Source organism: Bacteroides sp. K03, from assembly GCF_019734355.1.
Lineage (GTDB): Bacteria > Bacteroidota > Bacteroidia > Bacteroidales > Bacteroidaceae > Bacteroides > Bacteroides nordii.
Genome location: NZ_JAASHC010000005.1, coordinates 143,514 through 158,599 on the forward strand (window position 1 = coordinate 143,514; position 15,086 = coordinate 158,599).

Below are 15,086 nucleotides of genomic sequence, written 5' to 3' on the forward strand. Positions count from 1 at the left end.
AATTAATTAAATGGTGGTACATCTACATTAATATAGTCCCATCTTTCTACTTCGTAGCTACATTGAGTCTCTACATCAACATCCTGGCTTATACTTGTGATATTGAATTTATACCAATTGTTTCGAAGTATATCAAAGGTATCTCCTTTGCCGTTTACCTTAAAATCTATTCTGTAGGTTTTCTGTATTGTTTCCGAGAGTGATGTAGTCAGTTCACCTGTTATCTCAAGATAGGAAACTTGGTTGTCGCTTACACCTTTATTCTTATACTCGGGGATGTAGATTTTATTTTGTATGCCAGCTTTTTGCTCACCGGTGGTTGCTGTAAATGTTATATTCTTCTTCGTTAAAACATTTTCAGGTATGGAAGGAATAGCCATTGTTTCGTCATTAACAGGGATACAGTATCCTTGTGTATTATAGCTACATACTTTGACTGTGTTTAATTTAAAGTGATCAAACCCAGTTCCACCATTCAGTGTTACGTCTACTTTTGCGATGGCTCGTATGAGTGATAAGCTTGCTTGATTGATATCCTTTTCCCGAATGGCAGCGAGGGAACAAGTACCCCACATCGGGATATACTTTTTATTGCTCTGTGTCGGAAATATCCAATCCTGACCAGGGGTATATGTATATCTTAATTGGTCGTATAAGGTATTTTTGTTTACTACCGAAGTCGGAACCGTTATATTTCTTGCTGTCAAATTAGTAAGTACTATTATTTCTATGTTAGTCTGATCTTGGTAATCACTTTCCAGTACTCCAATGATGGTACGGGTAGCATCTCCATCCGTTCCGCTAATATATACTTTGCTGGCTTTTTCTATAAAAGAACCATTTTGACTGAAAACATATACATGTACATCATTTATATACTGTTCGCCTGCTGTACCGGCTTGAATGTCAGTTGAAGTAGCCTGTGGCATATTCAACGTGAGATGAACCTGAACCGGATTCTCTTGTTCTATAGGGTATTCTTCTATCAGCTCATTCTGTATACAGGATGTAGTAGCCAGGCAGAGGAATGCCAACAGACAATATGTTAGTTTTGAATATCTCATTGCTTTGTTCTTTTTAGAGTTCGAAGTCGTTTATGTTCACGATCCAGTCATTGATCTGAATTTTGGTACTGATCAGTGTCATGTTCTCGTCGACGAAGAAAATCATTCCGAAATTATCTTCGCGATCCAGATATTCTTCGAGAGGCATATTGAGTTGGCTTGGTTGCAGTAGGCTCAGATATCCGATCAGTGAACCATTGGCAAGTAAATTCTTGTTTGTTTGCTGGTCTACAATTCTCAGTTCCGGCTTTTGGGTTTTGAGCAGACGTCCTACACTAATTTCGGCTACAGCTGCAGGATATTCACTTTCTGTAGTACCATCTGCACTGAAAGCACGTGTGCTAATGCTTGTATCTTCTGTGACATAGGGGAGATAGGTAAGCAGGTTGTCTTTCAGCAGTGTATTATCGTAGTTCATCCAGCCATTGTCATCATAGAGGGTATATGAAAACCGCTCTTTGCTGATAGCATTGGCACGGGTGATAGGTTTATCAGGATTTTGATTGACTTGTGCAATCACAACACGTATGGTATTGGTGTTTTTTGTCAAAGGAACGGTAACGATATTCTGTCTGCCGCTGCGAGTGAATGATTGCTTGGTAACTTCTCCGTGCCAGAGGGGTGAGAGCGGATCTTTTACGATGTATTTTCCTTCTTCGCCGTCAGCACGAGTTTGAGATTCTTTGTTACGTAAAGTCAATGCGGTGAGGTCTTCAATTCTGGAGTTGGCAGTCATCAAAGGGACGGCGAAAGACTGGTCATCCAGTCCGGCCCAGGTTACGAGGTGATAGTCGCCCGGCTCGATGTCTACAGACATCGTGTATTCTCCGGTTCCTAATCTGTCTTCACCTTCTTCTGTTTTCTGATAGACGAATTTTCCTTCATCGTCGAAGGCATATAGTGTTACGGTTTTTACTTCTTTTGCGAAAGCATCTTCAAAAGCCATGTTTCTGTCATACACAAACTTTACGCGGTATTCGATGCTGCAATCGCCTTCTTCGAAGTCCAGGATAGAATCACAGGATGCCATTGCACCAGCCAATACTGTTAGTAGCAGTATTTTGTTTGCTTCTTTTTGTATGGTAGTGAGTATTCGTTTCATGCTTTCTTTATTTTTTTGCTATGAGCTTATTGTCTTGTTTGGGATCTTTGTTGGGTGTCAAACCCTGAGAGAAAAAGAGAAGCGGGGGGAGGAGGGACCCTCTGTTCCCCCGCTTGGAGTTTGTTTATGTGTGATGCAATTAGAGTTCGATGTCGTTTAGATTAACTGTCCAATTTTTAACTGTAACATCTAAGCTTAATAATGTAGGATCTCCAGGAGTTGGTGTGTCAATTTCAGGAAGGCCTAAATCTTTGATAGACTTAACAGTCAGCAGGTAGGAGTTATTCCGAAGAATATTGGCCTCGATAGCAGCTGTTTTGATATCGGCTGCGTAGTAGCAAACGCCTTTAGTATATTTGGTTACACCAACCTTAGTCATAAAATCAGAGTTTGTACTACCATCTGTTAAGCCAAATGATGGTTCTAAGCTACCGTTGAATACTTTATTTAATTCAGCATAATTTTTATATAGCACATTTTTATAAACGTAGAAGTTGACATCTTTAGTTGTTACTCCATCTACAGAAACGATGGCTTTATAATAAATCTTAGTAGTAACGTTAGAGTTGTTGTTTTCGAAGCAGTATGTATCTTTGTCAATACCGTTCATTGCCTTAGTGTCTTGTCCGAATATGCTCCATAAATCTTCCTCTCCGTCAGTAGTAAACTTATTCCAGAAATCGTTGGCGTCGAAGTATGTGGTTGTTAATGCTAAGGCATTAGATTTTTTATTTAAATTAGCAAAAGTGTAATCTGTTAGTTTTACTAACAATGTTTGAGCGTTTGTTATGCTGGATGCTGTAGCAGTAAAGGTGTAGTCTTCTTGTGTAGTAGCTTCTGTTAGTTTAGCTGCAACACGATCTACAGATACACTTGCTTCATTATTGTCACTCTTGGCTATTATATCGAGGCTTTTTTGTTCGCCAGACATGAAGAAGTTTCCTTTGTTGGCAGTAGAAGCATAGTCTCCTAAGTCGAATGCACTCTTAGATTCAAGTACGTCAGCAGGTACTCCGTTGCTATTAACATATACCTTTACATTTACCATACCGGGAGCAACTAATTCATGGTTCGTTAGTGTGTATTTATTGCCTACTTTTGTAAAATCACTTACATCGTAAGTTTTGGTAAATGTAGGTGCTCCATTTGCGTAAGTCAATACTAATGTAATATCGTTGACATTAGATTCAAGGGCAGTTCCTTCACTGTCTTCATCAGGTTTTACAGTAGTTCCTCTTGTGTTAGAGCTTGTAGGAAATGCAATACCGAAATTGAATATTGCATCTTTTGTTGCGTTCTCGCCACCATTAACGATTGCATCATCTTCATTGCTGCAAGATGCCATAGCCATTACTGCCAATCCTGCTAAAAATAAACTTCTTAGTTTCATAATCTATAAAATTAAATATTAATACTTTTTTGATTCTTGTTTTTGATTGTGCACTTTCGAGGAGTGCGGTCCTTACTTTTTTGAGAGAGAGTGACATTATTACTTAATATAATAATGTGGGTTCTGTTCATGTGTGGAGTTCTGTAGATTTGGAAGTGTCTTATCTAATAAGGAGAGAGCTTCCGAATAAAAGTTTCTTTTTTCTTTGAAATGTTTTTTTGTTTGTTTTATTGTTTACTATTGTTTTGTTCTTTAACTATGCTCTTTTTTGTTTTGCAGAAGCTTCTATATAAGGAAGAGAAGTTTCGTGCTTTTATATTTTAAGGAGAGGCATATCCTTTTTGTCTTTCGACATTGCAAAGATAGAGGGAAGTCATGAGTCCGCTCATTGGTATTTTTTTCAAAAATGTGCGATGTTTTCTGCAAAATGTAAAGTAGGGTTCTTATGGTATGTATTTCAGTCAAAAATGAATGAAATACGACTTAATTCTCATGACACAGGGGTGTTTTCACGCATTTCTCACTCATGTTTTTCATTTAAAACAGATTCTTTTTTGCTGAATTATATCTGTTTTTTTTGTTTGGATTCAATGAGAACTTGATGATGAATTTAACATGGTATGTGGGGGGAAGATTTTATATATCGCGGGATTAGATTATATCTTTGTTGGATATCTGATAGCGGATCTATGTTGGATCAATTTCATGAATGTTTTTTTTGCTGTTTTGAAATAGAGAAACAATTTAAGAAGGAAAAAGCTGATATGTGAAATGTGAAAAAATATTACAAATAAGTTGTTTTTCAAATTGTTGATTATCAGTGTTATATGTAGACTCGTTTTTTCTCTACGAGAAATCGGCTGTTTCTCTACGACGATCGGGGTGATCTTCTACGAGAAACGGGACGAAGCTCGTAGAGCAAAGATGTAAAAAGTTATAATGTTTTACAAAGTGGTGTTGTCATCAGAAATCAGATAATAAATAGTACTCTGTGAAACTCAGTATTACTCTGTGGTAAAATAGTACTAATGTACTGATCCGACAAATAGATCCTTGTCAAAAGAACAATTATAAATAACAGGGGAATCAAGATGGTGGATCGGATACTGTTGATGGTTGATCTGTAAACTGTTGATAAACAGTGATTAATGAATCCTTGTTTTCATATATGCAAGATTGTACACTCTTGTGTGACAAGAATGTACATTCTTGCTATGCAAAGATGTACATTTTTGTAATGCAAAAGTGTGCAATCTTGCATACTTGAAATGTAATGTTAAAGATATGAGTTAATAATGTTAATCCTGTTTATCCTGTTAAGAAAGAATAGGGATAAAAAAACGTCGGATAAATACCTTGGGGGAGGTATTCATCCGACGTGTATTAAATATATAAGAAATTAAGAGAGAAAAGTATTCTTTATTCTACCGGGAAGTTGCGTTGTTTGGCTACTTCCTGTAAATTGGCTTCTGCCTCTGATACTCCTGCTTCTTTGGCACGAGTGAAATATTGTTGTGCTGTATCAAGATCACCCTCTATCAGCGCTATTACGCCTAAATTGTTTTGAGTAGCTCCTTCGTTAGCATCGGCTTTAGTGAGATATTTTTTGGCGATAGTAAGATCACCACCACGCTGAATCTCCATAGCTGCTGCGTTCAGATTAGCTGTCGGGTCATTCGGGAACATAAGTACTGCTACCTGGAAGGCATGGTTGAACTCTTCGCTACCCTGTTCGTAGGTTTGTGCTACATTGAATATCTCTTGTAGACTCAGCTGTTGCGGATGGGTATTGATAATCTCTTTCGCTTCATCAAGATTGAATCCGCGTACGGTGTATGCTACTGTATAGTCTGAGTGGCGTAGAGCCGGATAGCATTCGTTTAGCAAAAAGCGGTATGTTTCGGGGCCTACAAGACGGGCGATACGTTTCTCTTTGGCATCCATGTCTTTTTCGTCCAAATCAATCATCTGTAGAATCTCTTCTTTTTGTGGTAATGCAGAGTTTGTTATAAATTTGCGGAATCCTGTCCAGTCTTCAGGAGTAGAAGCCATGGTGAGTAGCTCTTCCGGGAAATCATAGTAATTGCGGACATAATTCAGCAGAGCGGCGGTACGGCCTTTTGCCAGACGATCATTGTTGGCGTAGCTACCTTCGGGGGAGGCATATCCTTCGAGGCGAATCCCTGTGATGGAGATGTTCTTATCGTTGCGAATGGTATCAATAGTGGCGCGTATCTTGGCCAGTTCTGCCTGATTGCGACGGTATTCCGGATAGATTATTGTTTTGTTGACCGGGAAGTCGAGGAAAGCACTACCTTCCACAGCACGGTGTTTAACCTCTTCGGCTTTGGGTGTGATGTACGCGATGGCCGGTTGCAATTTGATGCGTTCAATATTTAATGTGGCAATCGGATCGAGTGTATTGGCTTCAACGATATTGCGGCAACCGCAAAGATCGGCATCCATTACAAGATTGGCCTTTTGCATCCAAGCTTCGTAGGGAAGCTGTACGAGGTAACTGACCCGTTGCTCTGTTTTGCGTTTACGACGTAGAATAACGAAAGCGTCTTTAGGGACTGTATTACCACGTTCGTTGACAAGCGCACGACGGCGTCCGTAAATTACAATCGGAGAAAGTGTCTTTGTGTGACCGTTGGCTTCCAGTATCGGGGTGAGGGTGGCAGAACGGTTGGATGAAATCTTCATGTTTGTCTGCATGATGATATCCATAGCAATCGTAAGGCGATTGTCGTCACTCCGGGTGATGGATTGATTCTCAACACGTACCTGATCTTTGTACACAGTTTGTGCCTGGATACTCAACCCCGGCAATATTACTAATAATAAGAGGTATATTACTTTTTTCATATCGTTTGCAGCGTTTGTTTAAAATAAATAGATTAAGCTGAGCGAAGCTTTGGTTGGGCCGAAATAATTCTTGTAGCCTTCACCAAGTTTACCGCCACACTCTACACAGGAGAACTGCTCATATTTGACACGGGCATAACCCACACCGATGTTGGCTTCGATATTCCAGTGTTTACTCATGATCCATTGGTAGCCATAAGAAATACCGGCTCCATAAAAATGTCCTTTGTAACGGTGATCTTTCAGACCCTTCCAGATTCCCCAGGGCATATCAATACCGGCTACCTGATAAATGCCTCCGTGTGCGTGTATACCGATAAAATGCCCGTTAAAACGGTCGCAGAACCAATAACGGTATTCCGGTTGGAATGCAAGCATCTTGAACATTTTGTTGTTACTGGCTTCCCAGGGGTTGTAGTTGGCATACAGGTCCAGAGTAGATTTTTTACTCAAGCCGATTTCGGCTCCGAGATTGATGGTTTTGGTGATGTCCATTAACACATTTGTTTTTATACCCACTACCTGCCCATATAATAAGGTAGAAGCGAACAAATAAACGGATAAAAACAGTTTTCTTTTATTTTCCATTATGCGTGGTAGGTTTTGTTTTGTTTTGTTTTAGTGCAAAGGTAGCCCGATTCCTTTTATCCATTAATTGGCATATTCATCTTTGTTCGGAGGTGATTCTTGCAATTGATATATCATTTCGGAGGGATGATTTCGTATAGCGTGTGTTTTAATCTTATTGATAGGTATATAATTCATATTTTTATAGGTGGTGTTTTTGTTATCGTTTGTGTTTAATTCAGAGGTAGTGGGTGTTTAATAAGTTGTATATTCTGTTCAAGTGCTTGTATGGGGTGTATATCATTCAAAAAAGATGGGTAAATCATTCATTTTTTCTTCAGAAAAGTTTTTTTAATCAAATAAAGTCTTTATGTTTGCATCAGAAACAAACAAATGAAGGTCCCCACGAGGAATACAAACAAAACAAACTTTGGTGATAACAAACAAGCATTGGTAATAAAAAAAATGGAGGACCCATTATGAAGACTATTTATTCTTTTATCGTAATTGCATTAGTATTTGGTTTTACTTCCTGCACAAGTGCAGACAATGATATAGTAGAACAAACTTCTCTTTTTGAATCAGTAAGGAGTGCTTATGGCGTAGAAAACGTTACATATAGTATTACAGGTGCTGATAATATTCCATCAGTTTCAACAGAAGATATGCGTAATGTTCTTGAGGCTTTGCGTCAGAACAGTAATACTCAACACAATTGTATACGTACCTCAGAGAATGGTTATGAAAAAGTGATCATGTCCGGCAACTATCAGGCTTCTACTCGTAGCAGCGTGAATGAAGGATTTGCACTGAGCGTTGAGCTAAAATTTAGCTTTGATAATAATAAGGTATATTACTGGGGTACTGATTACTCTTTCTCTTCCAATTTATTCGATTGGCGTGCACAAGGTTTGTCACTTTCTCCGGTGAAGGGTGGTGATGGTAATACTTATGGATTTGAATCAGAAAGCTACCTGTATTTCAAAGTAAAAGATGAAGGTAATGTGTTGGTGAAAGTGCCGGTAGTATTCAAAGGCAATTACAACTTTCTGACAGAAGAAGGAACATATAGTTTTCAACTATTAAAATATAGTAAGTAATTATTTATTGTACGATAAAAAAATAATAAGGTGGGGAGCACTAAAACAAACAATTGACTATTTTGCATAAATAGCTGAGGAACACCGAAAACAAGAACAAACTAATCCCTTGCAGACTTCAGTCTGTAGGGGATCTTATTATGATAATGTGATCTTGTGTCTTTGATTGAATGTTTTGATAGGGGTAATAAATATAAGTTTATTTATCATTTGTTTCGTATTTGGTAAATTATAGATATATTTGTGTCTTGATACGAATAAATAATAATGTAGTTATCACTATTTTGGCACAGATGAAACAGCATTTGATTAAACTTTCATTGCTAATACTCTGCCTTTTTGGGGCTCCGTACTTTTCTTATTCTTTCTCATTTTATGGTAACATGCTTCCTGTTACGATGAATAATGGGTTGAATAACAATACTATTTATGATATCCATAATGGAAAGAGAGGATTTGTCTGGTTTGCTACAGATATGGGTCTCAGTCGTTATGATGGTTTTCGATTACTGAATTACCCTTTGACTTCTCGTTATGATTCTCTTTCACAACCGGTGTTGGATGCTGTATATTCTATTTCGGAAGATACTGACGGCTTACTTTATCTTCGTCTTTTGCGAGGGATTGTTTGCTTTGATACGAATAAAGAAATTTATCTGCCTGTAAACTTTAATTCGTCATTTGATACGAAAAGTATCACCTCTTTATATATAGTAAATAAAGATTTTATTTGTATAGGAACCAGTAATGGGCTCTATGTAGGAAAAGTAGTTCGTTCAGAAAAGGAGGGAGAGGAGTGTATTACGGTTAGTCTGTCCGCTGAGCCTGTTATGTCCGGAAGTATTTCAGAACTGTGTGGAATTGGCAGCGAGACTCTTTTTGCCTGTGTGGACAATACAAAGGTGGCGATTTATGATGTTATTTCCGGAAAGACAGAGACACCTAAAACGGGATATGGTAAAATAACAGCACTTCATTGTTATGGAGATTATCTGTGGATATGCTCATCGCGGACAAACATTGAATGCTATGATTTCAAACGGCAAACATCTCATATCATACATGATGCAGGAGGGCATTCGCCATTACAGGATACATATGTGACAGATGTTATCTGCCTCGATGAAAATACTTATTATATAGCTGCCTGGACTGGGTTGTTTCGCCTGGAATTTGATTCTGCGGATTTGAGTAAAGCTACTTGCAAAATGGATTATGTGGAGCGACCATATAATTTTAAGATAGTAAAAAAAGTGACGAGCTTACTGTGGGATGATTCGCAGAAGATGCTGTGGGTAGGTACCTTTGGGGGTGGGGCACTAAAAGTTGATTTTACCAAGGATGCATGTAATCGGCTGGAACAGCGGTTTAATGCAGAGGTCACAGCTATCGAAGAAGATATGAAAGGCTGCGTGTGGATAGCTACTAATAAGGGACGGGTATGGAGAAGTTCCTCCACTGTTCTTTCAGAGAATACTTCTTTTGTGTTATGGACAAAAGGAATAAAAGAAAACGAGAACTACAGGATTTACAAAGATAGAAACGGATGTTTATGGCTGGGGGATGAGCATGCCGGAGTTTTGTATATTGATCCGGTAACTGAAGAGGTGAGATCTTATAAGCTGGCTCCTGTAGGTACAACTGATTTTGCGGCTTCTATACGTCAGTTCTGTCTGGATTCCAGAAATCGTTTGTGGATTGCAACAGCAGAGGGACTGATTCTTTTTGATAACAAAGAGAATACCAGCCGACTGATGCAGTTGGAAGATAAAGGCGTGAAAGTGAAAGATGTACGTGCCATCGCAGAAGATAAAGAAGGAAATATATGGGTGGGTACGAATCTTGGATTGAAGCGTATCGATGTACAGGGAACCGATATCACTTTGTTTGGAAACTATGAACGGGATGCCGGATTGAATGTGGCACCAGTCAATTTTATCTATGTTAATAGTTACAATCAGATATTTGCTTCTTACTCCGATAAAATACTTCGTATAGATGGGCGTGAAAAGGATAAGGTAGAAAGTGCATTTACTCTGATGAATGGTTTGAGTAGCGGGCACATTTTCTGTATGGTTGATGATCAGAATGGAAATACCTGGTTGGGAAGTAATTCGGGTATTATGACAATAAGAAATGACCGGACTACATTTTACAACTATGCTTTGTTTGGAGATTGTGATAAAGTATGTCGTCTTCGGGATGGCCGATTATTGTGGGGGAATTCAGGAGAACTGATTTACTTTGACCCGTTGATGGCTAAGAGTACCCGGAACAAAAGCCGGTTGGTCGTATCGGAATTATGGGTGAATGGTGAGTCTGTGTCAGTAGGAGAGAAAAGGAACGGGCAGGTATTGCTGACTACTTCGCCCAATTTACAGCAGAAGTTTGTATTTGATGCAGATAATAATGATTTCACTTTTTATTTTTCTGATTTGCAGTTTGGCATGATGCAACGGAAAATAGCTTATCGGTTATTGCCGGATGAGGCGTGGAAAATAGGAACCTTGGAAAATGGTATTTCGTACAGACGTCTACCTGTAGGAGACTATACACTGCAAGTGAAACTGATCTATCCGGATGCCAGTGAAGGTGAAATGATTGAAATGTCTATTCGTGTGAATACGCATTGGTGGAAAACAGGTTGGGCCTACTTGGGATATATGGCTCTGTTTTTCGGAATACTCTTCACCGTGTATTATTTTATGGAACGTAAAGGGAAAAAACGTGAAATACACAGAGCTCGTGAGATGGAGCTGAAAGAAACACTAAATCTTGCAAAGATGAAACAAGAGCAAAAACAAGAAATAGAAACGATGCGTAATCAGTTGCTCACTCTGTTTGTGCAGGAACTGCGTACGCCACTTTCACTGATTATTGCACCATTGAAGGAAATGTCGCAGGAAAACGACTTATCGGCCAGGCTTCTGTCGAAGGTACGTGTGGCATACAGAAACTCTCTTGGGATGCTGGATGCATGTAATCAGTTACTGGCAATTTATACTCAACGACCTTTGGCGGAAAAGTTGGAAGTATCTCGTAATACTGCTGATAAGATTATAGATAAAGTAGTATTTACAGTGAGCGAACTGGTACGTATGAATCAGATTGACTTCCATTATGATAAGAAGACCAAAAAAGAACTTGAAATCTGGGTGGACAGTAATAGAATCCGGTTTGTGTTGCATAATTTGCTTTCTAATGCATTCAACCATGTACGATTATCGGGCTCGGTACATTTATCAATGCAGGAGACGGTGAACGATGGGGTGGCTTATTGTACAATTACTGTTTCGGATAATGGAAAAAGCCAGGTGAAGGAGGTCAGGCAGACAGTGGATGAAGAGCTTCAGACAGATCTGGCAGGGATTGAACTGGGATACGATGTGATGGAACAAGTTATCCTGTTTCACCACGGATCAATAAGCTTGAATAGTGAAGAAGGGAAGGGGACGGAGGTTGTTGTAAACATCCCTATTGGAAAAGAGGTACTGGAAAATGATCCGAATATTTTGTTTGTGGAAGAGGATGAACCGGAGGAAGTAGTGGAGACTGTAACACCTGTAGTTGAGACTGAAAAACCTCGGGAAGTGCCCAGACCGGAAGAGACTGTAGTACATATACCTGTTGAAACCCCTGCTGTCACACGGGCGAAAAAGAATCTGTTGATTGTAGAAGATCATAAAGATATCCGCCTCTATCTGAAAGTTCTTTTCGGGAAGGATTATAATATAATGATGGCTACCAATGGACAGGAAGGTGTGGACATGGCTATCAAAGAGCAGCCGGATCTGATTCTTTGTGATGTGATGATGCCCATAAAGGACGGATTTGAATGTTGTAAGGAGGTGAAAGAAGGATTGGATACTTGTCATATTCCGTTTATCATGTTGACGGCAAAGGTGGAAGATGAAGACATTGTCAAAGGGCTTGAATTGGGTGCGGATGATTATATTTTGAAACCTTTTACTCCGAGCATATTGAAAGCTAAAGTTCGGAATTTGATAAATGGGCGTGTAAACCTGAAGCAGATGTATACCAAACTGCTGGTGTTGCCGGAAAATGGTAATAATAATGAAACTGACGAAGGGGCAGAGGAGATGAAGATGGAAGATCCGTTTATTGCTTCGTTAGTGAAAATTATCGAAGAGAATATTCGTGAAGCAGATTTTAATGTAAAGCGACTGGCATCGGATATGAATATGAGCCAACCTACGTTATATCGAAAAGTAAAGCAGAGTACCGATTTTACGATTATAGAACTGATAAGAGGGGTACGTATGAAAAAAGCGGCTGGACTGCTGAAACAGAAGGTGTATGCTGTTCAGGAAGTGGCCGAGATGGTAGGGTATAATGACATACCTACCTTTCGTAAGCACTTTGTGGATACATTTGGTTCGACACCCTCTACTTATGCGAATTCAACGGATAATTCCTGATTCTCGATTAAAATAATTACCTTTGCACGCGAAAACCAATAACCGGATAAGAGCGTGCAAAGATATTTCATTTATTTGGCTTACGACGGAACCAACTACCACGGTTGGCAGATTCAACCCAATGGAAGCAGTGTGCAGGAGTGTCTGATGAAAGCATTGTCTACTTTTCTTAGAAGAGAAGTAGAAGTGATAGGAGCCGGGAGAACCGATGCAGGTGTACATGCCTCATTGATGGTGGCGCATTTTGATAATGAAGAAGAACTCGATACCCTGATTGTTGCCGATAAACTGAATCGTTTGTTACCTCCGGATATTTCGGTTTTCAAAGTTTGCAGGGTGAAGAACGATGCACATGCACGTTTTGATGCAACGGCACGTACCTATAAGTATTACGTCACTACCACCAAATATCCTTTCAATCGGCAGTATCGTTGCCGCGTCTATGGTGCATTGGATTTTGAGCTGATGAATAAAGCGGCTGCAACCTTGTTTGACTATTCGGATTTCACAAGCTTCAGTAAACTTCATACGGATGTGAAAACTAACCTTTGCAGGATTATGCATGCAGAATGGACACAGGAAGATGATACCACCTGGGTATTTACTATCCGGGCAGATCGTTTTTTGCGTAACATGGTGCGCGCGATAGTAGGTACTCTGCTTGAAGTGGGTCGTGGTAAACTTACTGTTGAAGGTTTCTGCCAGATCATCGAACAGCAAGACCGTTGCAAAGCGGGTACTTCTGCTCCCGGTAATGCACTCTTTCTTGTTGACGTAGAATATCCTCAGGACCTTTTCCTCTTATGAGAAAAGCTGCCTCAATCGTAAATTGTAAACCGTTTAATTGTAAATAAATTCATGTGGTTATTACTTGCCTTCCTCTCAGCTGCTTTACTGGGATTTTATGATGTGTTCAAGAAGCAGTCTCTCAAAGACAATGCTGTACTTCCAGTGTTGTTTTTGAATACGATTTTCTCGAGTCTGATCTTTTTGCCTTTTATACTCTTGTCTGTATATACTCCTGGTGTATTGGGTGGGACAATGTTCGAAGTTCCTGTTGCCGGCTGGGATGTGCACAAGTATATTGTAATAAAGTCGTTTATTGTTCTTTCTTCGTGGATATTCGGTTATTTCGGAATGAAACACTTGCCATTGACCATTGTGGGACCTATTAACGCCACTCGTCCGGTGATGGTATTGGTAGGAGCGATGCTGATATTCGGAGAACGTTTGAACCTCTATCAATGGATTGGAGTGCTAATGGCTGTTATCTCTTTTTTTATGCTGAGCCGATCCGGGAAAAAAGAAGGTATTGACTTTAAACACGATAAGTGGATCTTTTTTATTGTTCTGGCTGCTGTGATGGGTGCCATTAGTGGTTTGTATGACAAATACCTGATGAAACATCTCAATCCGATGTTAGTACAGTCGTGGTACAATGTATATCAAGTGTTTATCATGTGTCCTATTCTGGCATTGCTTTGGTGGCCGAAGCGTAAAACTACCACGCCTTTCCGCTGGGACTGGACGATCATCTTGATTTCTGTTTTTCTATGTGCTGCCGATTTTGTATATTTCTATGCACTGAGTTATGAAGATTCCATGATTTCTATTGTTTCTATGGTTCGCCGTGGTAGTGTTGTTGTGTCTTTCCTTTTCGGAGCATTGTTCTTCCGTGAAAAGAATTTAAAAAGTAAAGCAATTGACCTTATCCTGGTGCTGATTGGAATGTTCTTCTTATATTTGGGAACGAAATAGGTGCTTTCCGCACGGGGAGGTACGACAGGCGATGGTTTAAAATTAAATTTAATAGATGGTGACGGATGAAAAAGATAGATAGAAGATGGGGCTTTGGTAAAAAAGAAGTCAGTTTAGGAATGATTCTTTTAGGCTTGGGTTTGTTTTTGTTTGCTCCGCTTCGGGCGCAGCAGGAGGCTAAGGCAGTATTTGTCAGTATGCCTGATTCTCTTTCTCCACTGCTTACGGCAGTGAATCGTGCTGATTTTATTGATTTTCTGGAGAGTAAAATGAAAGCAAAGGTAGAGAATCGTTTCGGGGGTGAGTCAGAGATGACTGAGCTGAACAAAGATTATATTCGTATTCAGATGTCTCCGCAAAGTACCTGGCAAATGAAACTGTTGGCTGTTAACGATTCTACACAGGTTATCTGTACGGTGTCTACTGCTTGTGCTCCGGCATGTGATAGCAGCATTCAGTTCTACACCACCGACTGGAAAGAGCTTCCTTTATCTGATTTTATTACGGGACTACCAGTAATGGATGATTTTCTGAATACCCCTGATTCGGCTTCATCTTATGAATACAGCGAGGCTCGTTTGCAGGCTGATATGTTGCTTATGAAAGCCGATTTGTCGGCAACGGATCATACGCTTACTTTCACATTGGCCACTCCTGAATACATGGAAAAAGAAACAGCGGAAAAACTGAAACCGTTTATCCGCCGTCCTATTGTTTATATTTGGAAAGAAGGAGGTTTTTCAATTGACAGTTGATAATTGACAATTGACAGTGAACAATAAGTTGCACTGCATAGTA

At 39.6% G+C, this 15,086-nt stretch carries 10 protein-coding genes; 5 read left to right on the plus strand and 5 right to left on the minus strand.

What is annotated here, in order from left to right; all coding sequences use genetic code 11:
• Nucleotides 1-2: 2 nt before the first annotated feature.
• The 5 genes from HCG69_RS06090 to HCG69_RS06110 all read right to left on the minus strand — a co-directional run bounded on the left by HCG69_RS06090 (nt 3) and on the right by HCG69_RS06110 (nt 7,012).
• On the minus strand, nt 3-1,064 hold the full coding sequence (locus tag HCG69_RS06090) for a FimB/Mfa2 family fimbrial subunit (protein WP_221649309.1): 1,062 nt from the start codon (nt 1,062-1,064) through the stop codon (nt 3-5).
• A gap of 13 nt (nt 1,065-1,077) precedes the next feature.
• Nucleotides 1,078-2,166, minus strand: coding sequence for a FimB/Mfa2 family fimbrial subunit (locus HCG69_RS06095; protein WP_195660855.1), 1,089 nt, complete (start codon nt 2,164-2,166; stop codon nt 1,078-1,080).
• Between the two features lie 139 nt (nt 2,167-2,305).
• Nucleotides 2,306-3,556, minus strand: coding sequence for an Mfa1 family fimbria major subunit (locus HCG69_RS06100; RefSeq protein ID WP_221649310.1), 1,251 nt, complete (start codon nt 3,554-3,556; stop codon nt 2,306-2,308).
• A gap of 1,419 nt (nt 3,557-4,975) precedes the next feature.
• Complete coding sequence (locus HCG69_RS06105; protein ID WP_221649311.1) at nt 4,976-6,424, minus strand: DUF3868 domain-containing protein; 1,449 nt, start codon at nt 6,422-6,424, stop codon at nt 4,976-4,978.
• Nucleotides 6,425-6,442: 18 nt separating this feature from the next.
• The gene (locus HCG69_RS06110; protein ID WP_221649312.1) at nt 6,443-7,012 is read right to left on the minus strand and encodes a DUF3575 domain-containing protein; all 570 of its coding nucleotides are present in this window, start codon (nt 7,010-7,012) and stop codon (nt 6,443-6,445) included.
• A gap of 458 nt (nt 7,013-7,470) precedes the next feature.
• Here HCG69_RS06110 and HCG69_RS06115 point away from each other — a divergent pair, with 458 nt between their 5' ends.
• From HCG69_RS06115 to HCG69_RS06135, 5 genes are all read left to right on the plus strand, one after another.
• Nucleotides 7,471-8,091 carry a DUF5033 domain-containing protein gene (locus HCG69_RS06115; RefSeq protein ID WP_221649313.1) on the plus strand — a complete coding sequence of 207 codons (621 nt, stop codon included), beginning with the start codon at nt 7,471-7,473 and terminating at the stop codon, nt 8,089-8,091.
• A 293-nt stretch (nt 8,092-8,384) separates the two neighbouring features.
• Nucleotides 8,385-12,530 carry a two-component regulator propeller domain-containing protein gene (locus HCG69_RS06120; protein WP_221649344.1) on the plus strand — a complete coding sequence of 1,382 codons (4,146 nt, stop codon included), beginning with the start codon at nt 8,385-8,387 and terminating at the stop codon, nt 12,528-12,530.
• Between the two features lie 54 nt (nt 12,531-12,584).
• A complete protein-coding gene (gene truA, locus HCG69_RS06125; protein WP_221649314.1) occupies nt 12,585-13,337 on the plus strand; it encodes a tRNA pseudouridine(38-40) synthase TruA in 753 nt (250 codons plus the stop codon).
• Between the two features lie 51 nt (nt 13,338-13,388).
• A complete protein-coding gene (locus tag HCG69_RS06130) occupies nt 13,389-14,288 on the plus strand; it encodes a DMT family transporter (protein WP_221649315.1) in 900 nt (299 codons plus the stop codon).
• Nucleotides 14,289-14,407: 119 nt separating this feature from the next.
• Nucleotides 14,408-15,043: a DUF3256 family protein gene (locus HCG69_RS06135; protein WP_221649345.1), complete on the plus strand. Its 636-nt coding sequence runs from the start codon at nt 14,408-14,410 to the stop codon at nt 15,041-15,043.
• Nucleotides 15,044-15,086 lie beyond the last annotated feature (43 nt).